Source organism: Cytobacillus pseudoceanisediminis (assembly GCF_023516215.1).
Lineage (GTDB): Bacteria > Bacillota > Bacilli > Bacillales > Cytobacillaceae > Cytobacillus > Cytobacillus pseudoceanisediminis.
Window position 1 is genome coordinate 2,347,246 of sequence record NZ_CP097349.1, and the last position, 20,511, is coordinate 2,367,756.

Below are 20,511 nucleotides of genomic sequence, written 5' to 3' on the forward strand. Positions count from 1 at the left end.
TATGCTTTTCACAGATTTTCACGCTGGGGAATAGTCAGGATATAAAGGGATTTCATCTTTTTTCATCAAAAAAAAGACCTCATCCGTATGGAAAAGGTCCGAAGAATAATGGCGAATATTAAATTTTTATGACTTTGTGTGTCCCATCGAAATGAAAGGAGTACTCAATCAATTCTTCAAGGAAATTCATCCCATATTTATTAAGGTAATAGAGAACATTCCAAACTCTCTCCTGAGGAACTCCACCCGGCCTCAGTGAGTTTTCAGCTTTTTCATATTTCATAATGATTACTTCATGTTTTTGCTGGATGGACTTCTGGATTTTATTCTCCATGAAATCTATCTGCCTTATTAAAAGATCTTCATTTTTCTTTAACATAGGAAGAAGGGCGTGAACCTCTTTCATTGTAAGTTCTTCGATTAGCTCATAGTTTTGTTTTACTTGAGCTTTTGTTTTTTGGAATTGGGCTTCTATGCTTTCATTTTTAATACTCCTCAGATACTCATCTTTCTCTGCTTTCGTGCCTGATACAAGCACGCCCTGCAAATCAAGTCCTAATTCTCTCAAATCACTTTCCACAGAACGTTCTAAGATAGTGATATTTAAACGGGGCATAATCGGAGGCATTTTCATTCCAAACCATTCAAATGCCATTTTTAGTTCAGCCCAATAGGCAATTTCGCCAGGACCGGCTATAAAGGAAAGAACCGGAAACAGGCATTCCTGTGTGATAGGCCTTGTCACCACATTATTGCTTAGTCGTTCGGGATGATTTTCTGAAATCTCCAGGAGCTCATTCATTGAGAACTCGTGAGTTTGTTCCCTACCGGTAAATACCTTTTTTCCTGATTGAACTCCAAAAGTATTCTTTCTTTATGCTTTTCATCATAATAAAATAGGTTTGCAGCATTTTCACTTAAGTCAATAGCATTTGGAAACCCGGCATTCTCCAAGTTTTGCTGCTGGCTTTTCACACGCTTTGTGATATCTTCAAAACCTTTGATCTGTTTGCCAAAAATGCTGCTTTCAAGTCTGCGAAGCTTTTGGTCACCTGAATCAACCAGAAGAAGCCCTGTTTCTTTAAATAAATGCATAATAATGCCGGCAAAGAACTCCACATAGGTTTGTGAATGCATAATAATTCCTTCTAAACTCAAAAGAAGGTCTTTTGTATGTTCCGTCTCTCCGAAAGTCTCAATGATGTCTTCCACCCATGCCCTGCATTTTTCACGGTTCAAAGGGATATTTGAAACCATCTTCTTCTCTAAAACTTTTTCAGGATAAGTCATTTTTTCCATTTTATTATTCTTCTCGATGAAAATATGATTTACTTCCTGATAGTCATGATCCTCCCCCGCAATCCAGAATACCGGAACAACAGGGATTCCCAGCTTACTTTCCTGCTGTTTTGCAAGATTTATGATTGAGATGATTTTATGTATAGTATATAGGGGTCCCGTCAAAATACCGGCCTGCTGCCCTCCGATAATCACTGCACTATTTTCTTGCTTCAGCTTATTTAGTGAGTCATGAACAGCCGGGGAAGCAGGGAATTGATCCATAAACTCTCCAATATATTCAGAAAGTTCATTTCTCATAAACGACCGGCCCTTCAGTTCAGCTAACCGTGCTTTATAATCAGAGTCGGAATTATAACGATAGTGAAAAAACTGCATAATTTCTTCTGTTTGTGCAATATAATCTGTTGCAAACCGGTTTGTTGCCGGCAATGAGAGATTAAGAATCTCCATTAATGAACTTCCTTTCTCATAGCTGATCAATTTTAATTTTCATCTTATGAGTATAGCATTGTCTTAAATGAAAAGAAAAAACTTTGCTTACCTAAATGCTTTAATTCTAGAGGTAAAATAATTATATTCCGGACCTGCTTTACTTATGGAATGAAGACAACAGAAGTTACCCTTTGAACAAGCCCAATTAACATTAGAACTATATAGGCGGTGAAATAAAGTAAAAAATTGAATCTCCAGAACCCTTTGAATAAGGCACGCAGATTGATTTCCTGCTTAATTCTCCAATGCATGATAATAAAAGTGACCGCTGTAATCAGCAGTGATAGGACTATCATCCATAGATAGGATTTATCCCAGATTACGACAATTAAATAGTGAACCGCCAGAATAAAAAATAATGTGCTGACATCCAGGGCAATATGTACAGATCTTTTGTGTTTTTTAGTGATTTGTTTGCTGATAATAAAAACAGCCAGATATCCGAGCAGCGGTATGGTCACCAATGTTGCAATTAGGCTTGAGAACACAGTATTCAACTCATTTCCCCCTTTTTACTCCCTGCCTTTGATCTGACAATAAAGACTTTCAGAATATGGAGCAGACATCTTCTTCTTTTCAGCTTCCTCAAGGATATATCCTAAAATAGCATCTATCTCTGTTTCTCTGCCTTCTTCGATATCCTTAAGCATTGAAGATCTGTTCATCCCTGTTTCCTCACAGACACTTTTTACATGGGTTAATGCACCTGCTTTATCAGGAATGCCTAATATGCCACTTACCTCGTCAAACAACCTCAAAAATAACTGATAATAATATTTATTAGCTAAGAGTTCACCATTTCTCACACGGAGAACTGCTGTAAGCGGATTTATAACACAGTTTACGATTAATTTTTCAATTAGCATTTCTATGTGATTCTCGGCAAATTTAAAAGGAAAATAACAAGATGCTGAATCGGATATTTTCGATAAAAGTTCCACATCTCCCTTTAAAGCAGCCACTTTGGTTACCCCAATTCCAGTATGCAGCACTGTGTCAGGCTCTGACTTTAAAGCACCATGCTCTACACTGCCCACATAAATATTTTCCGCTTCAAGCATTTCAGCCCATTTCAAATGCCCCATGCCATTTTGCAAAAACAAATATGATCCACACTTGCCAGTATTCATTTCCATTAAGTCCTTTACAACTTCAGGAATGCTGTATTGCTTAACAGCAATGATTGTTAAATCCTCTTCTCCCTTCCATTCTTTGAAATGGAATGCCTTTAAGGGGGCATTGCTGCGAATGCCTTTTCTCTCAGTTGTAAGTCCTTTTTTGCGCAGCTTTTGCAATTGAGTACTGTTTCTAATATAAACACGCACTTCATGATTTTCATTTAAATAATGGGCAAACAGAAGGCCAATGGCGCCTCCACCGATAATAGCTATTTTCATAACAGACTCCACCATTTTTACTTTTTAAGCATATTTTAACAAAATAAGATAAATTCATGGGTAAAATGGAATGTTTTAATTACTAATTCCAATATTTATTTTCTTTATTCCATTTTTCATCAGCTAAATCCTTTAAAAAATCCCTTTTTCGAAGATCGAAAAAGGGATTTTTAAAAGGATAAAGTATTAAACTGGATAAACCGGATGTTTGCGGATGCTGAATGTCAATTCTTTAGTCTCATACAGGTTAAAACGGTTAATTAAAACATTTCTTAATTCTGAAGGTGCAACAATATCGTCAACAATTAATTCAGAGGCAAGTTTGTAGATATCAATTGTTTCTTTATATTCCTGCTGTTTTTCCTGAACATATTTAATCTTTTCTTTCGGATCTTCAATCGCATTGATTTTATTGGAATAAACCGCATTTACTGCTGCTTCAGGACCCATAACTGCGATTTGTGCTGTAGGCAGGGCAATACAGCAATCAGGTTCAAACGCTGGTCCAGCCATTGCATACAACCCGGCTCCATATGCTTTTCTGACGACAACTGAAATTTTCGGCACTGTTGCAGAACTCATCGCAGCAATAAGCTTTGCACCATGCCGGATAATCCCTGCTCTCTCCACCTTAGTCCCAATCATAAATCCAGGGACATCTGCAAGGAATAATAGCGGAATATGGAAAGCATCACAAAGCTGAATAAATTTCGCTGCTTTATCAGCAGAATCCACAAATAATACCCCGCCTTTAACCTTTGGCTGGTTGGCAATAATCCCTACAGGATTCCCCCAATCCGTGCAAGTCCCGTAATGAGTTCCCCTGCAAAAAGTTTCTTAATTTCAAAAAAGCTGCCTTCATCAATTAAGGAATCAATACACTCATACATATCAAATGGGGCATTTTGATTTTTAGGGATAATTTCTTCGAGGCTGCGGCCGGATTTGGGCATTACCGCCTCGAGCTTCACTGGTTTTTCTTTAAAACTTGCAGGAAAGTAAGCCAAATATCTTCTTGCTGAATCAATGGCCTCTTCCTCACTATATGCAAGCAAATCGCCACAGCCGCTGACAGAACAATGCATGCGGGCACCGCCCATTTCTTCAAGGGTAACCTTCTCCCCAATAACCTTTTCTGCCATTCTTGGTGAACCCAGATACATAGATGCATTTTGATCTACCATAATAACAATATCACAAAACGCAGGTATATAAGCTCCGCCAGCAGCAGAAGGTCCAAAAAGCAGACATATCTGCGGTACCATGCCTGAAAGTTTTACCTGGTTATAAAAAATTCTCCCTGCTCCTCGTCTATTCGGGAACATATCAAGCTGATCCGTAATACGGGCACCGGCAGAGTCAACCAGGTAAAGGATCGGAACTTTTAATTTCTCAGCCGTTTCCTGTATACGGATAATCTTTTCAACCGTCCTCGCACCCCAGGAACCGGCTTTTACTGTGGAATCATTAGCCATTACACAAACGGTCTGGCCATTTACCCTGCCAACTGCTGTTACAACCCCGTCTGCCGGAAGATCACTTTCCTGACAGTTCGCAAACTTGCCATCTTCCTCATAGAATCCGTCATCAAACAGGAGTTCAAGCCGTCTTCTGACAAAGAGCTTATTTTGGGCTTCATTCTTTTCATGATATTTTGGATGTCCGCCAGCTTCTATTACCCTGCTTCTTTCCTGCAGCGTCTCTGTTAATGTCTTTGCAGTGGTCATTCCCATCCTCCTAAAATATAAATTTTCCATTCTTCGTTATACTTGCTTATTGCTGCACGGTACTCAGCATCAGCCACCTGTATTGGATATCCGTGTCTCAGCCTTCTTATTCGAATACGATTAGCACATCGCCTTCGTTAACAAAATCTCCTATGCTTACCTTCACTTCAGCTACTTTTCCAGCAGCTTCGCTTTCAACTGGAATCTCCATTTTCATGGATTCAAGCATTAATACTTCCTGGCCTGCATTAACCTCCTGACCCGCTTCAACCAAAACATTTAATACAGTACCTGCCATTGATGATGTAATTTCTTTCATTGTATTTTCCTCCTTTTAGTTAACGGCAAAAGCCTTCTTTGCTAGAAATGATGTAGAATAATTCCCTTTACGGAAATCTTCGTCTTTTAATATTTCTTTAAATAACGGTGCATTTGTTTTAATGCCTTCAATTCCCAGTTCCTCAAAGAATTGTAAGGCATTTTCTATCGCTTCATCCCTTGATTGGCCATATATAATGCATTTTGCAATCATTGGATCATAAAATGGGCTGACTGCCGTATTTGAAGCATATCCATAATCAACGCGTATTCCTGGGGTATCTTTCCATTCAAATTTAGACAATTTGCCTGGAGAAGGCATAAAGCTTACAGGATCCTCAGCATACAGCCTAAATTCAATTGAATGGCCAGCCTGCTTGATGCTATTTTGCTGCAGCGGCAGCTTTTCTCCTCTTGCTGCAAGCAGCTGCCATTCTACAAGATCCAGCCCAGTTACTTGTTCAGTTACGGGATGTTCAACCTGAAGTCTTGTGTTCATTTCAAGAAAATAAAAGTTCTCCTGCTCATCCACAATAAATTCAATTGTTCCGGCATTTTTATAATTGACTGCTTTGGCAGCAGTCAAAGCCGTTTCATACATCTTTTGTTTTGTTTGCTCTGAAAGGAAAGGTGACGGTGATTCCTCTACTACTTTCTGATGTCTCCTCTGAATAGAGCAATCTCTTTCAAATAAATGTACGATATTCCCATGATGGTCACCAAACACTTGTATTTCGACATGTCTGGCATTTTCTATATATTTTTCAATAAATACTTCATCAGATCCAAAATAGGCTTTGGCACGCGCTTTTGTGGAGTCGAAAGACTTAGCGAGCGCTTGCTCATTTTCACAGCGCACCATTCCAATACCTCCGCCTCCCCCACTGGCCTTCAGCATGACTGGATAGCCCATAGAATCCGCAAGCCTGCATGCTTCCTCAAGATTGGATGTTCCCTCTCCGCTTCCTGGGACAACCGGCACTCCCGCTTCCTTCATAGTATTGCGGGATACAATTTTATCCCCCATCAATTCAATGGTTTCAGGATCTGGTCCAATAAAAGCAATACCCGCATTAATTACGGCTCTTGCAAAGACGGCGTTTTCTGATAAAAAACCATATCCCGGATGAATTCCATCTACATTTTCCCTCTTTGCAATTTCCAAAATGGCCTCTGTCTTTAAATAAGATTTATTAACAGGCGGTTCACCAATACGGAAAGCATATGTAGCTTCTTTAACAAATGGCAGATCTTTGTCTGCATCAGAATATATGGCAACAGTCTCAATTTCCATTTCACGGCAGGTTTTAATTATCCTTAAAGCAATTTCTCCCCTGTTGGCAATCAGAATTTTTCGCACAATCGGTCCCCTTTCTCATTGTAGTAATCCTGCAATAATATATATTTCTACAATCTTCTGCCTATTTCCTTCTGTTTTTGTAAACGCTTTCTGATTTTTATAAAAAAACTAAAAATATATTAAGTTTTTCATATGTGCAGAATTTTTTGTTTACTTGTTATATAATAATAGACATAGAAAAAACCTTTCAACTATTAGGAAGGCATTATAAAGCGGTTACATCTGCAGAATTCCTATACATCGATGGCTAAGGGGGAGATTTTATGAACTATAAAGTTGAAAAATTAAAAGTAAATTATAAAACACTGGAAGAGTTTAAGAAATTCAAAGAGTATGGACTGCAGGAGCTATCCATGCTCGAAGACCTTGAAGCTAATATTATTGAAAATGACAGCGAGTCGCCTTTCTACGGCATTTATTTCGGGGATAAACTTGTAGCACGTATGAGCCTTTATCAGATAGAAGCAAGATTCGATCGATATTTCGATCCCGCACAGGATTATCTGGAGTTATGGAAGCTTGAAGTCCTGCCTGACTATCAAAACAAAGGCTACGGCCAGAAACTTGTAGAATTTGCCAAAGGATTTGGACTTCCTATTAAAACAAATCCACGAGTAAAATCGAAAGTTTTCTGGGAGAAAATGGGATTTGAACCCGTCAATTATGATATGGAACGCGACCTGGGAGAGAATCCGCTGGCCTGGTTCCCGGCAGGAGTTAAAGAACAAACCCATTAAGATGCTGTCTACTACTACTAAGTCATTAAATAAGCGGACTATTGCAGTCCGCTTATTTCTATTTATTTTCGCTACATCTATTTCTCCACCTTCTCAGGCTTTATATCGGGATTCACAGTAAAATTCAAGTTTTTGTGGCGGGTGCCGTCTTTGAGCCCGACAAGCTTTCTTGCACTTTCCATAATTTCTACCAGAGCTTTGTAATCCTGCTCCATTGTATTCAATTCTTTAATTAATTTTTCATTTTCCGCTGCCAGGTAGTACATTTGCTTCTCAAGCTCCTGAATGCGTTTTTTAGGATAAGGATCTTCTGAGACAGCAGGCTTCTGAGCTTTTTCATATAACTCTTTCAGGAAAGAGGCTAATTCCTCAAACTCGATAGTCCTTTTAATTGACTGAACTGAGTTTTCATTTCTTTTTTCCGCATTTTCCTCTGGAACAGCTGGAAGCTCTTGTTCCACTTCCACAGCCTGCGGACTTTTCTTCATTTCTTTCCTCTGCTTTTTTGCCAGTTCAATTCCTGATTTATATTGTTTTCTTACAAAGGAATTCCAGCGAAATCCGCAGGCAGCCGCGGTTCTGCTTAACTGTTTGCCAACTTCTTCAAATGCCTGAAGCTGAGTTCCTCCTTCACGAATATGACGGAGTACGATTTCTGCAAGCAGTAAATCCTCATCTTGAGACCAAGCATCCTGACGGGTTGAAGACATCAGTGTATCCCTCCTAGTGTTTTTCTTTATACATATGCCAATGCTAGAAAAGATAGACTGATATCGTATTATAAAGTGTAACTTTATTCATCCCCAGGAAATTAATGGTTTTTTCTAATTTTGGAAGGATATGCTTAAGGCTTATTCAGGAAACTGTCAACTTTATTATGGTGCGCTTCTCCCTCCCATAAAACCGAACAGCGACGCACTTCTTGATCAATTCTCTCTTCTAAGCCAGCTGCAGCCCACTTTTTTACAAGAAGGTCTTTATAAGCTTCCAAAACCTCACTCTCAAGCTTAAGCATTCTTTCCAGAAAGCTCTTGCACCCGTCGATTGGATTCCCTTCAAAGACAGAATGTATGAAGCCTAATTCTTTTAATTCTTCATCAGAATATAATTTTGCTTCCATCAGCATTCTCATGGCATTGGCAGGAAGCATCTTTTCCATAATGATGGAACCGCCGCCCCAGCCGGTTGTTATGGCTAAAGTTCCCTGGATAAAACCGGCTTTAATTCCTGCATTGGCAATCCGGTAATCACATGCAGCAGCAAGCTCACAGCCACCGCCGACAGCTGTTCCATTCAATATGGCAATAGTTGGTTTTGGCAAGAATAGTATATCTTTTAAAAGACCAGCCATTCTGCTTAGCATTCCAAAAGCTTCATCTTCCGTTTTTAAGCTGTGAAAGGAAGATAGATCACCTCCTGAGCAAAAAGCCTGGTTTCCCTCTCCTGTAATCGCAAGTGCCTTAACTGATTTCTTACCTGCTTTATGAAGTGCGTTCTCCAGGCCATCCATAACTTCATAGCTTATGGCATTCCTTTTTTCAGGCCTGTTAATCTTAAATACTAAAAGTCCATTCTCGAATTCTTCAATTATGTAAGGGTTCATGGCTGCCTCCTTGTAATTGGTTAAACTATTTATAATATTAGCAAAAATATACATAGACAGGTACTTATTGATGAGGCAAAATCACTGCCTAAAAACGACAAAAGCACAAGAACTAAGTTCTTGTGCTTTATATCTAAAGGATTAGTCGTTTACTACTTCTTTTCCTTTGTAAGTTCCGCAAGCTTTGCAAACGCGGTGAGCAAGTTTCATTTCACCACAGTTTGGGCATTCTACCATACCAGGAACCTGTAATTTAAAATGGGTACGACGTTTTCTCTTCGCAGTTTTAGATGTTCTTCTAAAAGGTACAGCCATTCTTCCCACCTCCTTAAAGAGTATTAGAGGATGTCCATAGGAATTGGACACACCCATTAAGAAAGTTATGAAGGCCAGAGCAAGCTGGTGTCTTCAAGTGCTTCTTGTTTTTCTTCCGTTATGAATCGGAAGAAGGATCATTCTGATCAAAAAATTGAGCAAGTCCGGCAAGACGAGGATCTACTTTATCCTGTTTATCCTGCTCCTGAATGACCTCCCAATCCTTACCGGATTGAGGAGCTCCTTCTTCACTGCTGTCTTCGCAGAAAACTTGCATTGGGACTTCGAGTAAAAGGATCTCATGAAGGATCGGATTTAAATCAATCACATCCCCTTTTACCTGGTGAACCTCCTCTTCAGTCTCATAATCAAGACCTTTTAAAAGGAAAGTTTCAGTTGTTTCAACATTAATTGGATAATTTACGTCAACTAAAGTACGAGAACAAGGTAATATTAAATGACCCTTTATATTTAAATGAAAAGTCACTTTGGCAGAATCAATATCCGTACGGCCCGTCACATGCATTGGTGATGCACCGCGTATTTCCGGATTCAATTTCATGACCTCATCAACATTGACAGTTTCATCAATGGGAAAATCCTTGCTTCGATATTTTTGTAACTGACTTAAAGTCCATTTCATACGAATCACCCCAAGGCAACAAAGGTAATTATAGCCTTCCTATAATTATTTGTCAATATTTTTTCTTTACACTATAATGTAGCTAATATCCTACTATTGAAGGCTTCTTCAGTAAAAAAATTTTGCAGGATTTAAAGATTTTGTTTCTTAATACTTTTTCCATTACATATCTTTTTAAACCTTTTCGAGGAGTATGTCAATATGAATGCAACAGGTGTAATTGTAGAATATAATCCTTTTCATAACGGCCATGTTTTTCATTTGGAGCAGGCAAAAAAAGTTTCAGGTGCAGAAACCATTATAGCTGTCATGAGCGGCAACTTTCTCCAGAGGGGGAACCTGCATTAGTTTCCAAATGGAAACGTGCTGAAATGGCATTAAGAGCGGGTGCAGATATTGTATTTGAGCTTCCATACCAGTTTGCTGTTCAGCAGGCAGATATTTTTGCAAGCGGAGCTGTATCCATTCTGGAAGCAGCCGGCTGCAGGAGCCTTTGCTTCGGAAGCGAATCCGGCAGTATGGAAAGCTTTCACCAAACTTTATCTTTTCTTGAGGAACATAATTCTGCCTATCAAGAAAGGGTCAGAGTGCATCTGGATGCTGGCTTCAGCTATCCCAAAGCAACATCGATGGCATTCCTCGATCTGAACCCTGAAGGTGAATTGGTAGACCTTTCAAAACCTAATAATATTCTTGGCTTTCAGTATTTAAAGTCAGCCCGAAGGCAATATTCATCCATGGAACTTTTTACAGTTGCAAGAAAAAGCGCAGGATACCACGACGAACAATTTGCTTCTGATTCTATAGCAAGTGCCACAAGCATAAGAAAAGCACTTTTTTCCAAGAATGGAGAGATTGAATCCATTCGCCAATATGTTCCGGAAACTACATATCAAGGTTTACTCCAGTATAAAAAAGAGTTTGGCGGGTTTCACCAATGGGAACAATATTGGCCCTTCTTAAAATTCCGACTGGTTCATCTACAGCCGGAAAAGTTACGGGACATTTATGAAATGGAAGAAGGCTTGGAGCATAGATTTTTATCAGCAGCACTCCAGGCTCAAACTTTTCAGCAGTTTATGGAGAAGATTAAAACTAAGCGTTACACCTGGACAAGACTTCAGCGGGCATGTGTGCATATCCTTACAAATACAGAAAAGTCAGAGATGCCCAACAAACCATTAAAAGCAGATTATCTGCATCTTCTGGGGATGTCCAAGAACGGCAGGAAGTATTTAAACAGGCATAAATTCGAATTAAAACTGCCGCTGATTTCAAGAATTTCTTCACACGCTGCACAGCAGCTGCAGCTGGATATTAAAGCTTCCCGGGTATATGCAATGGGTATAGATGGTGGTCGGGACCGGACTCTAATGCAGAAGGAATTTAATCAGCCTCCTATTATGGTTGATTAAATTCTGAACTCCTTAATTCTATAAACTGAAAGCTGCAGTTTGCCAGCAGATAATAATGAACAGCCAGCGGTTTCTTGATTGCCGCTGGCTGTTCATTGCTTGGTGCAAGCTCCTGTTAATCCAGGCTCCTTAAATATTCAACCGCATCATCAAAGGTTTCCACAGGAACGATTTTCATATCAGTCTTGATATCCCTGGCTGTTGCAACAGCAGCTTTGTAATTGGAGTCTTCTGCTCCTTTTTCATTAGGGGCAAGGAAGATTTCTGCTCCGGCTTTGTCAGCGGCCACAATTTTTTGCTCGATGCCGCCTATTCTTCCGACTGTACCTTCCGAATTAATAGTTCCGGTTCCTGCTATTTTATAGCCTCCAGTCAAATCTTCTTTTATAAGCTGATTGTAAATTTCAAGTGAAAACATCAGCCCGGCGGAAGGGCCGCCAATTTCTTCACTGTCAATATTCACTGCCGGTTCAACCTCTATTTCTTTGTCATCAACCAGGGTAATTCCCACTCCCGGCTTTCCTGTTTCTTTGAGTGTCTTTAAAGGAATCGAGGTTTCCTTAGTCTTATCCTGGCGTTCAAAGGTTAATGTTATTTCACTGCCCTCCTGTTTATTGGAGACCATGCTGATAAATTCATCAGAGGATTTGAACTCCTTGCCATCCACTTTAAAGATGCGGTCACCAGCCTGCAGCTTGCCGTGAGCAGGCATATCAGGGAGCACATTAAGGACATATACGCCATTATAATGATAATGAATAGGTATGCCAGCTTTTTTATAGGCAGTTTCAATAGCAGCCAATTTGGATGTTGCCATCAGATGCAGCTGCCGTACATTATATTCTTCTTCTGTTTCATTTTCGGAACGTATTTCTTCTACAGGGTATAGTTCCTGATACTTGCTGAATTTAGCAGCTGCGTATGCATATATGTTAGCCCGGCCCATTCTTACAGTCGTAAGCATAAAGCTGCCTTGTTCTTCATTGCCGTTTTCGACCTCAATAATTGGTTCCAGTTCTTTAGCCATACCTGGCTTTGATACATAATAAGGCAGATAATAAAACGAACTAACCAGAAGAATAACTGCCAAAACCAAGAAGGAACGGGTATAAAACTTGCTTCTCATCTGTCGGGATGCTCCTTCCACTTTGTTATGTAATGATGAATACTGTCAATATGCTTTTTTGCTTCTTCTTCGCCGATTTTGATGATTTCTTCTATATTGGTAAATGCACGGGAGCTATACATTTCCACCCGGGGCCTGATCATAAAATCGGAAGCTATCTCCCGGTGAGTAACCAGCTCCATCTGCATGATATCCAGACTTTGCATAATAACATCATAGATTGAAGTGATTTCCGCATTCGTTTTGACATGTGAGACATCGATGGCGATGATAATATCAGCCCCCATTTCTTTAACAACAGACACAGGAACCCTGTCCACTACTCCTCCGTCCACTAAAAGGCGCCCGTTTAATTTTTCAGGCACAAAAATGCCTGGGATGGAAATGCTTGCCCTTACAGCATCAGAAATGGGGCCGCTTTTAAAAACAACCTTTTCTCCAGTCATTAAATCAGTAGCCACAACATTGACAGGAATATCGAGGTCCTCAAGATTTTTTCCATGAGTAAATATACGGATCAGTTCCTTTACTCGTTTCCCTGCAACAAAACCCATTTTAGGAACCGTGAAATCTAAATAATACTTCCTTTTAAATGCTTTGGAAAGTTTATATAAACGATCAACATCAAGTCCGGCCCCATAAAAGCAGCCTACCATGGCACCCATGCTGCTGCCGGCAATATAATCAATCGGTATGCCGGCTTCCTTCAAGACCTTGATGGCACCCAGGTGAGCGAATCCCCGAGCTCCTCCCGAACCAAGTGCCAATCCTATTTTCGGTCGCTGCAAAAGACTCCCCCTCAAACGCCAATGGCCGATTAGAACTTTTGCCTTCAAGTTATTCTATTCTATTTATTTCCAAAAGGAGCATACAATAAAAATCTTCAGCTGAAAAATACAATATGCCTGTACCTAATTCTATGGTCTATTTTAAAGTTCTATGAGTATATTGGGTTATATGGGGACAAGACTTGACAGCAAAAGTTTGACCCTTGTATACCTGCATTTCGTTCATTCAAGTAAAATAAATGAAAAAGTCATGAGAAAATATATATTTAAACGCTTCTTTATTTTACCATTGTTTAAAATCATTGCACAGTCAGTACAACTTGAGGGAGGCTTGTCCGTGTTTCGTTCCAAATTAAAAACGGTTACTCTTGCACTCTCTGTAACCTTAATAGCCATCTCATTAATTTCCTTTCCCCAGGAATCGGTTGATGCATCAATCAGGGGATTAAATATGTGGTGGGAAATTGTGTTCCCCTCATTGCTGCCTTTCTTCATTGTATCGGAAATGCTGATCGGCTTCGGTGTAGTAAAGTTCATCGGGGTACTCCTTGAACCTTTGATGAGACCTTTATTCAGAGTACCTGGAGTCGGAGGATTTGTATGGGCAATGGGGATGGCTTCAGGCTATCCAGCCGGTGCCAAACTGACCGCAAGACTTCGGCAGGAAGGACAGCTATCAAAAACAGAAGCAGAGCGCCTGGTTTCTTTCACTAATTGTTCAAATCCTTTGTTTATCTTTGGCGCAGTATCTGTTGGTTTTTTTAATAACGCCAAGCTTGGTGTTATATTAGCCCTGGCTCATTATCTCGGCAATATTACTGTCGGTTTATTAATGAGGTTCTACGGAAAAAACCAGGCAGCCTCCACCTGGTTCAGAGACGTCAAAACCATCGTTACGGGCAGCCTTATCAGCTCTTCATCGGACAAGAATAAAAGATAATCGCCCTATAGGCAAGCTTCTTGGGGATGCAGTCATGTCATCCATCCAAACACTTTTAATGATTGGCGGATTTATCATATTATTCTCTGTTATTAACAAACTTCTATTTCATCTGGGAATCACGGCATTCCTTGCTAAAGGCTTAGAGGCGGTACTGTCAATATTTAGTCTGCCAACCGAATTGAGCATCCCATTCATTTCAGGGTTATTTGAAATAACACTTGGCAGCCAGATGACAAGCCAGGTTCAGCAGGCAACATTAATGCAGCAGGTCATTATTGTCAGCTTCATACTCGCATTCAGCGGATTCAGCGTGCAGGCTCAGGTAGCAAGCATCCTTGCCCAAACTGATATTAATTTCAAGCCATTCTTTTTCGCAAGAATCCTTCACGGCTTTGCTGCTGCCTTTTATGCATACATCCTTTGGCAGCCTATTTATGAACGGTTTTACAATACAGAACAGCCATCCAATGCCATTCCGGTCGGATTTTTTGAGAAATATTCATTTTTCGGCAAATTATTTGATGGAATAGCTGCTTCAGGACCGCTTATAACCATACTTGCACTTTCTGTTTATACCTTTATGCTCGCAAGGCGCTTGGATAAGAGATAACAAAAAACGGGTACCTATCAATCGGGCACCCGTTTTATATTATTCCAGTACAATCAGCAGGAAAGACACCACGCTCTAGTGTTTAGCTAAACTTGGTCTTAAGAGCCTTTTCTACAGTGTCAGGAACGAGTTCTGATATGTTCCCGTTATATTTTGCCACTTCTTTCACAATACTTGAACTTAAGAACGAGTACTGATTATTAGTCATGATAAAAAAGGTTTCCACTTCATCATTCAAGACTCTGTTCATGGATGTTATCTGCATTTCATATTCAAAATCAGAAACAGCCCGCAAGCCCCGAATGACAGCACTCGCATTAACCGATTTTGCATAATCCATCAGTAGCCCCTGAAACGAATCTACTTTAACATTTTTAAGATCCTTTGTTACTTCTTCTATCAGCTGAATTCTTTCTTCAACAGTAAAAAGAGGTTTTTTTGAAGAGTTATTCAATACAACTACATAAACCTGTTCAAATACCTTTGCCGCCCTCTTAATAATATCCAAATGGCCATAAGTTATTGGATCGAAGCTGCCTGGACAAACCGCGATGCCTCCCATTGATATCCCCCTGTCATGTTCTTATTATGTATCGTTTTCCATAAGCATTCTAAGTATGTATTATTCAGCCCAGCTGTAGATTGAGATAGAAATTATCCCGTAATTTTCATGTTTCCGCTGAACCAGTCTTCCGACTGAATCAGGGAGCTCTACATCAGAACCATGTTCGCATAGAATCGTTCCCTGAACCGAAAGCAGATCATTCTCATCAATTAACTTCAGAAGCTTAAGAAGCTGCTGCTTGCGGTAAGGCGGATCGAGAAATATATAATCGAAAACCAGATCCCTTTTTAATATTGCCTTAATGGCACGATCTGCATCATTTCGATATACTTCCGCCTTTTCTTCAAAACCGCATGTCCGAATATTTTCATGGATGGTTTGAATGGCCTTCCCATCCCGATCCACAAAAATAACCTTATCTGCTCCTCTGCTGAGGGCTTCAATGCCAAGACCGCCGCTGCCCGCAAATAGATCAAGCCCAAGGCCCCCTTCGAAATACGGCCCAATTATATTAAAAATAGCTTCTTTAACTTTATCAGTAGTCGGACGGGTTGAACTGCCCGGAACAGCTTTCAATATCTTCCCTTTTCTTGTTCCTGATACCACTCGCATACTATCACCGCTAACCTGCAAATTGTCAATTTTCCTGTCTGCTGAGATCGGAAAACTGCTTTTTTCTATCCTATCCTACCATATCTTACAATTGGTAGCCACCCGGCAAATTGTAAGCGGAATCATCAGCTGAAAAAATTTATAGCATGAAGTGTATATCCGTGAGGATTGTGGAAATAATGTAATTAACAGCATCTATTCGAGGATGTTGTTGCCAACCGCGGAGAAGACTTACGTTTCCCCATAAGTTCTTCCTCCGGTTTCTCCTCTCCCTTTGCCTTCTATCCTGAAAAGGATATAGAAGGACCCTGCAGTTATCTGCAGGGCTTTTTATTTTGGATTCATTTAGTCTGGATCGGACGTCAGATGAATCTCGTCTTCTCTTTCTTCAGCAGTCACTCCAAACAGTGATTTAAACCATTGGATTTCTATAAATACGGTTCCGTTTTGATTGGTTAATGGATTTTCAAGCAGTCCATAATCTTCTTCATTATAAATGAAAACATTTTTATTTAAGTAAAATCGATAGCTGTTATTCCCTTTTGACATAAGCATCGTTTCCTCACCGGATAGGATCTTAACTTCATATCCTAATGACTTCATCGTCTCTGCAAATGGAAGAAGCCTCTTTCCATCCCTATAGATTAAATCAATGTTTGCTTTCTCAGCACCAGATACCAAAAGCTTTTTTCTTCCTGGAAATACAGAGGAACAAACGGAGCATCGCTTTTTGTATTCATCGTGAAAAACTGTGTGCTAAGACCTTTCACATCACTTAAGAGCTTGTCCAGCTTTTCTGGAGTCAGAGAATTCACCTTGTTTACTATCATAAAGAAAGCTTTCAGCTCATCATCGGTTAACTCTCCCTGCAGCTCCTGCAGTACTATGCTTCCTTTTTTTGAACTGGGTTTCAGATCTAATAAGCCTGAGGATAAAACATCGATTATCCACACTTGAGTGCTGTCTGCAAGCTTTCTTCGAAACTGCAATGTAATAATATCTTTTTCCAGCATTTTGGCCTCAGTGCGGGGAGATGCAATAAGGATATTTTCATCCTTATATTCAGGATATTGATCAGTAAAGATAATCGTCAAGAATGGGAAATTTCCAATCTCATTTAGTTTTTGGAAATTTAAGCTGGCTGCCTGTATGTCTTCTGAGTATACTTCTGCGTTGTTAACAGCTTTCTTTAACAGTGGTTTTTGCTGCCAGTAAAGTGGTGGAACATTCCCTTTGCCCTCGAAATAATAATAATCGATAAGTTCTAATTTCTTTCGGGCTTTTAGGGGATTCCCGCTGCCCACGAACCCTCTCTTTTGAAAGAATCCGAAATAGTAATAGACAAGCTTTCAGCCTTAATGCCGGGAATTTCCACAAACCAATCAGTTAACAAAAATGCCTTATTTCTTTCATTTATCGGTACAGCATACTCAAATACCATCTGATCATCAGAAGAAAAAAGGTAAAAGGATTTTCATCTGCTGAATCACAGGCTTCTCCGGCTCCATTCTTGCATTTCCATTTGAACAGAGCTTCGGGGATAACAAGCCTATATTCTTCCTGTGCCATAAGTCCGTGTATCTTTTGAGTGATTTTAAGTTCATTTAGACGTGTGTCAACTGTGATATCCTGTGTAATCGCCCCGGAACTCTCCAAGGCAATCGCATGCTCAGAATAAGCCTGCCACTGCCACAACAGCATGCCTGAAATGATTCCAGACAAAATTATAAAAATAAATAAAGATGCCTTCCACATTGCTATTCCCTCTTAGTCAATTTTCTTCTAACCTAACAATACCAAAGGGAAGGTCATCCGTCACAATTTTTTTGTATAATTTGTATGAAATTTCATATTTTATGCCCGGGAATTTTTTCATGAACAGAGATCATAAAAAGGACCATAAAAACTTCTCCGCCGGTTACGTTACTTTAATTTATGCAAAATCAAAGTCCACACCATGATCTAAAATACCGCTCACATCCCCAATGCTCATGCAGGTAATTGCCCAATCATCAAACGATACACCTTGTGACGACGTAAATTCTTCAAGTTCACCAAGTGTCAGAGAAAAGACATCCATATTATAAGCTGCTGTCAGCATCCCCTTTGCACTGAGTGCTGCAATGATAGAGACCACAATAAAACCATTCATATGATGAATATGCTTTTTTCAATTGCAGAAATATCCCTCTTTACCAAATATGCTGCCCACAGAAAAAATGTCATCGAAAAAAAAGGTAAAGCATACATACACTCTCCCCTCTGCTTTTTAGGTGCTACTTCTATTTTTATGCTGAAAATGATAAAGTATGGATGGACAAAAGGCATTTTATTTTTAAGAAGTGAATGCTATGAGTTTTAAGGGGGCTTTAATTTTGATACAGCGTTTTATAGAAATTGGTGAAGGTTACTCTGATATTTATGAATTAATTGAAATTGCCCAGGCAAATAAGCATCGATTGTCCCACATGGCTGCTTTCCATACGAGCATTAATAATAAAGAAGTGACATCCCTGGCAGTGATACTGAAGCCGACAGACCCTGGCGGATTTCAGCCTTTATATATTTGCCGGGAAGGGATACCTAATCCAAAGACATCACCAAATAAACGATATGATTTATTTGCGGATGCTGCGAAAGCACTTAATAAGGAAATTATTCAGCTGGCAGTAAAGCCTTCTGCTATTTTTAATGAAAAGGAATTATATTATCAGTATTTGATTGGGATTTTAAGGCTTAATCACTATATTGCACCGCTGCAGTAAAAGATTTCACAAAAAGGCATGAGCTTATGCTCACGCCTTTTTAGATTCCCATCTTATAATCATATTCTTTAGCCTTGTCCGGTTTGGAATTTTCAAATTCCGTTTTTAGGAACGGCTTATAGGATGGTTCCACTTTTTTAACAAAAGAATATGAATTTATCTTCTCCATAATTGTTTCCGTATCAGCAAGATCACAATATAGCACAACATATTTCAGCCGCTTTGAAACATAATGCACATTTCCAAATCTTCTTAACATTTTCGCCTGCTTTAATGAATAAAGCCAGACAATTATTCCTTGCCTTTGACCAAGCATATAGTTTTCCCCTTCAGCGATCGTTTGTTTTATTTAGTCTAGCATAGAAAAATGTCAGTTTTCAATGGGAAGGTTCAAACTGTGTACTAATCCAAAACAAAAAACCAGCATTTGCTGGTTTTTTAAGCAGAGCAGCCACAGCTGCCTCCAGAACCGCAGCCCCCTCCGCAGCTTGATTCAAAGAAGGGATTGCCGGCAGGAACTTTAATATGTTCAGAAACAGAACGCCCTATCATCATGCTTATCTCATCCAGCAGATTTTGCAGGCCCGTTTCAGCTCTTCTGAATTCTGCCACATGGTCATCCATATCCATGTCGCGCTTTAGCTCTCTAATAGACATCATTACCCTTTTGTATTCGGGATGATATTTGCCAAATCGCTGAACTTCTTCATACAGTTCTTTCATTTTGACAAAATCCTGTATCTTCCTTTGTGTTTCACTGCTGTTCTTTAATTTATATAAACTTTTGCGGTAATGTTCCGCTTCTTCAGATTCTGTAATCATAGCTGCAAGTTCGTCAGCTTTGTCCAAAATAGCCATTCTTTCTAATGTAGCAAGCAAAACAGCTCACCTCCGTTTCTTATTTTATCATGAAACGGTTTAAAGCTAAAGCAAGTAAACTAAGGGATCACCACAATAAACTCTCTTTTTGAAGATGCTTCAGCACTTTTGCCTTTTATGAGCTCCAATCCAATTCGATGTTTGCCTGATGGAAGTCCTTTGACTATAAAAGCAGCAGAATGGATTTCATCCTTTTTCTTTCCGTTTACATACAGAAGAATTTTGCCCTTTTCTTTGCTGCTTTGTTTCCTAAAGGAAACATCCTGCACAATACATTCAACGAAAATGTCTCTTCCTTTCACCTGGTGTCTGACATAAAAAGGATCTTTAGCTGCGCTTTCAACACCTGAAGGACCCATAAGCGATGCTGCTTCAACTTCTTTTACCGGACTGGCTTCCAATTTTGTTTCTGGTTCTGGCAGATCTTTCTGGCATGCTGCAAGTACAAAAATAACCAGCAATAATAAAATGCATTTTTGCCTCTTCATTATTTTACACTCCTTAATGATGTCATCCGTAACCATCTGATAAAGATAGTGTTTGCCCAGCAGCTTATTTTTACTCTGTAATTATTAAAGTGACAGCTCCTTGCCTGCCTCTGACAAAAGTCAGGCGGGGAGCAGGACAGAACAAATAAAAAGCTCTCTCGGGTAACGAGAAAGCTTCCTAACTGGATTGAGAATTCATAGCCTGAAACATGCTCATCATCATGGAAGCCATTTGCACTCCATTAGTAAATTTTTCAACTTGGTGGGGAATCGTTTTTTTGTAATAATGCAGTGCGGCCACTTCAAGAGATTGAATTTCATTTGGATTTCTGCTCAGTGTTCTATACCAATGAGGCTGCTCACGGATAAATTGCTTTAGTTCCTTTTTTTGTTCTAGATACTCGACAATATCTTTTCTCATCTGTT

The 20,511-nt window shown here is 39.6% G+C and carries 24 protein-coding genes and 3 pseudogenes; 4 read left to right on the forward strand and 23 right to left on the reverse strand.

Features of this window, described 5'->3' with window-relative positions; all coding sequences use genetic code 11:
- Window positions 1-118: 118 nt before the first annotated feature.
- The 7 genes and pseudogenes from bshC (M5V91_RS12545) to M5V91_RS12575 form a co-directional block, all read right to left on the reverse strand.
- Window positions 119-802 (reverse strand): bacillithiol biosynthesis protein BshC, encoded by a 684-nt coding sequence (bshC, locus tag M5V91_RS12545; protein ID WP_284522178.1) that lies wholly within the window; start codon window positions 800-802, stop codon window positions 119-121.
- Complete coding sequence (gene bshC, locus M5V91_RS12550) at window positions 799-1,752, reverse strand: bacillithiol biosynthesis cysteine-adding enzyme BshC (protein ID WP_284522179.1); 954 nt, start codon at window positions 1,750-1,752, stop codon at window positions 799-801. Before bshC (M5V91_RS12550) ends, bshC (M5V91_RS12545) begins: the two co-directional genes overlap by 4 nt.
- Window positions 1,753-1,895: 143 nt before the next feature.
- Window positions 1,896-2,282: a DUF3397 domain-containing protein gene (locus M5V91_RS12555; RefSeq protein ID WP_009330907.1), complete on the reverse strand. Its 387-nt coding sequence runs from the start codon at window positions 2,280-2,282 to the stop codon at window positions 1,896-1,898.
- 24 nt (window positions 2,283-2,306) lie between these two features.
- The gene (locus tag M5V91_RS12560; RefSeq protein ID WP_009330908.1) at window positions 2,307-3,191 is read right to left on the reverse strand and encodes a 2-dehydropantoate 2-reductase; all 885 of its coding nucleotides are present in this window, start codon (window positions 3,189-3,191) and stop codon (window positions 2,307-2,309) included.
- Between the two features lie 186 nt (window positions 3,192-3,377).
- Window positions 3,378-4,918: pseudogene (locus M5V91_RS12565) on the reverse strand (acyl-CoA carboxylase subunit beta).
- Between the two features lie 106 nt (window positions 4,919-5,024).
- Window positions 5,025-5,237 (reverse strand): acetyl-CoA carboxylase biotin carboxyl carrier protein subunit, encoded by a 213-nt coding sequence (locus tag M5V91_RS12570; RefSeq protein ID WP_009330910.1) that lies wholly within the window; start codon window positions 5,235-5,237, stop codon window positions 5,025-5,027.
- A gap of 15 nt (window positions 5,238-5,252) precedes the next feature.
- On the reverse strand, window positions 5,253-6,596 hold the full coding sequence (locus M5V91_RS12575; RefSeq protein ID WP_019381703.1) for an acetyl-CoA carboxylase biotin carboxylase subunit: 1,344 nt from the start codon (window positions 6,594-6,596) through the stop codon (window positions 5,253-5,255).
- A 263-nt stretch (window positions 6,597-6,859) separates the two neighbouring features.
- Here M5V91_RS12575 and M5V91_RS12580 point away from each other — a divergent pair, with 263 nt between their 5' ends.
- A complete protein-coding gene (locus M5V91_RS12580; protein ID WP_009330912.1) occupies window positions 6,860-7,333 on the forward strand; it encodes an N-acetyltransferase in 474 nt (157 codons plus the stop codon).
- Window positions 7,334-7,410: 77 nt separating this feature from the next.
- Here M5V91_RS12580 and M5V91_RS12585 read toward each other — a convergent pair whose 3' ends face one another.
- The 4 genes from M5V91_RS12585 to M5V91_RS12600 all read right to left on the reverse strand — a co-directional run bounded on the left by M5V91_RS12585 (window position 7,411) and on the right by M5V91_RS12600 (window position 9,894).
- Entirely contained in the window at window positions 7,411-8,043 is a 633-nt protein-coding gene (locus tag M5V91_RS12585; protein ID WP_217030318.1) for an RsfA family transcriptional regulator, read from the reverse strand.
- A 134-nt stretch (window positions 8,044-8,177) separates the two neighbouring features.
- Window positions 8,178-8,936 carry an enoyl-CoA hydratase/isomerase family protein gene (locus tag M5V91_RS12590; RefSeq protein ID WP_284522180.1) on the reverse strand — a complete coding sequence of 253 codons (759 nt, stop codon included), beginning with the start codon at window positions 8,934-8,936 and terminating at the stop codon, window positions 8,178-8,180.
- Window positions 8,937-9,077: 141 nt separating this feature from the next.
- On the reverse strand, window positions 9,078-9,251 hold the full coding sequence (rpmF, locus tag M5V91_RS12595; RefSeq protein ID WP_009791160.1) for a 50S ribosomal protein L32: 174 nt from the start codon (window positions 9,249-9,251) through the stop codon (window positions 9,078-9,080).
- Between the two features lie 118 nt (window positions 9,252-9,369).
- Entirely contained in the window at window positions 9,370-9,894 is a 525-nt protein-coding gene (locus M5V91_RS12600; protein ID WP_009330916.1) for a YceD family protein, read from the reverse strand.
- A gap of 201 nt (window positions 9,895-10,095) precedes the next feature.
- Between M5V91_RS12600 and M5V91_RS12605 the strand changes: the two are divergent.
- Window positions 10,096-11,309: pseudogene (locus M5V91_RS12605) on the forward strand (nucleotidyltransferase).
- A 115-nt stretch (window positions 11,310-11,424) separates the two neighbouring features.
- Here the strand turns inward: M5V91_RS12605 and M5V91_RS12610 are convergent.
- On the reverse strand, window positions 11,425-12,435 hold the full coding sequence (locus tag M5V91_RS12610; protein WP_009330918.1) for a SepM family pheromone-processing serine protease: 1,011 nt from the start codon (window positions 12,433-12,435) through the stop codon (window positions 11,425-11,427).
- Window positions 12,432-13,223 (reverse strand): patatin-like phospholipase family protein, encoded by a 792-nt coding sequence (locus M5V91_RS12615; protein ID WP_009330919.1) that lies wholly within the window; start codon window positions 13,221-13,223, stop codon window positions 12,432-12,434. The genes M5V91_RS12610 and M5V91_RS12615 overlap by 4 nt, the downstream gene beginning before the upstream one ends.
- Before the next feature lie 337 nt (window positions 13,224-13,560).
- Here M5V91_RS12615 and spoVV point away from each other — a divergent pair.
- Window positions 13,561-14,776, forward strand: a pseudogene (gene spoVV, locus M5V91_RS30475) (dipicolinic acid transporter SpoVV).
- Between the two features lie 82 nt (window positions 14,777-14,858).
- On the opposite strand, the gene coaD reads toward spoVV, so the two are convergent.
- The 6 genes from coaD to M5V91_RS12655 all read right to left on the reverse strand — a co-directional run bounded on the left by coaD (window position 14,859) and on the right by M5V91_RS12655 (window position 18,105).
- Window positions 14,859-15,338 carry a pantetheine-phosphate adenylyltransferase gene (gene coaD / locus M5V91_RS12630; RefSeq protein ID WP_009330921.1) on the reverse strand — a complete coding sequence of 160 codons (480 nt, stop codon included), beginning with the start codon at window positions 15,336-15,338 and terminating at the stop codon, window positions 14,859-14,861.
- Window positions 15,339-15,398: 60 nt separating this feature from the next.
- Entirely contained in the window at window positions 15,399-15,953 is a 555-nt protein-coding gene (rsmD, locus tag M5V91_RS12635) for a 16S rRNA (guanine(966)-N(2))-methyltransferase RsmD (protein ID WP_009330922.1), read from the reverse strand.
- Between the two features lie 345 nt (window positions 15,954-16,298).
- Complete coding sequence (locus M5V91_RS12640) at window positions 16,299-16,634, reverse strand: stalk domain-containing protein (protein ID WP_284522183.1); 336 nt, start codon at window positions 16,632-16,634, stop codon at window positions 16,299-16,301.
- On the reverse strand, window positions 16,598-17,257 hold the full coding sequence (locus tag M5V91_RS12645) for a hypothetical protein (RefSeq protein ID WP_284522184.1): 660 nt from the start codon (window positions 17,255-17,257) through the stop codon (window positions 16,598-16,600). Before M5V91_RS12645 ends, M5V91_RS12640 begins: the two co-directional genes overlap by 37 nt.
- A gap of 109 nt (window positions 17,258-17,366) precedes the next feature.
- Complete coding sequence (locus tag M5V91_RS12650) at window positions 17,367-17,708, reverse strand: hypothetical protein (RefSeq protein ID WP_284522185.1); 342 nt, start codon at window positions 17,706-17,708, stop codon at window positions 17,367-17,369.
- Between the two features lie 178 nt (window positions 17,709-17,886).
- The gene (locus M5V91_RS12655) at window positions 17,887-18,105 is read right to left on the reverse strand and encodes a hypothetical protein (RefSeq protein ID WP_284522186.1); all 219 of its coding nucleotides are present in this window, start codon (window positions 18,103-18,105) and stop codon (window positions 17,887-17,889) included.
- 223 nt (window positions 18,106-18,328) lie between these two features.
- Between M5V91_RS12655 and M5V91_RS12660 the strand changes: the two genes are divergently transcribed.
- Window positions 18,329-18,718, forward strand: a complete 390-nt coding sequence (locus tag M5V91_RS12660; RefSeq protein WP_009330925.1) for a DUF7147 family protein — start codon at window positions 18,329-18,331, stop codon at window positions 18,716-18,718.
- A 40-nt stretch (window positions 18,719-18,758) separates the two neighbouring features.
- Here M5V91_RS12660 and M5V91_RS12665 read toward each other — a convergent pair whose 3' ends face one another.
- The 4 genes from M5V91_RS12665 to M5V91_RS12680 all read right to left on the reverse strand — a co-directional run bounded on the left by M5V91_RS12665 (window position 18,759) and on the right by M5V91_RS12680 (window position 20,506).
- The gene (locus tag M5V91_RS12665) at window positions 18,759-19,034 is read right to left on the reverse strand and encodes a YlbG family protein (RefSeq protein WP_009330926.1); all 276 of its coding nucleotides are present in this window, start codon (window positions 19,032-19,034) and stop codon (window positions 18,759-18,761) included.
- Between the two features lie 122 nt (window positions 19,035-19,156).
- Entirely contained in the window at window positions 19,157-19,597 is a 441-nt protein-coding gene (locus tag M5V91_RS12670; RefSeq protein WP_009330927.1) for a YlbF/YmcA family competence regulator, read from the reverse strand.
- A gap of 59 nt (window positions 19,598-19,656) precedes the next feature.
- Window positions 19,657-20,085 (reverse strand): hypothetical protein, encoded by a 429-nt coding sequence (locus M5V91_RS12675; protein WP_019381695.1) that lies wholly within the window; start codon window positions 20,083-20,085, stop codon window positions 19,657-19,659.
- A gap of 178 nt (window positions 20,086-20,263) precedes the next feature.
- Entirely contained in the window at window positions 20,264-20,506 is a 243-nt protein-coding gene (locus M5V91_RS12680) for a YlbE-like family protein (RefSeq protein ID WP_009330929.1), read from the reverse strand.
- Window positions 20,507-20,511 lie beyond the last annotated feature (5 nt).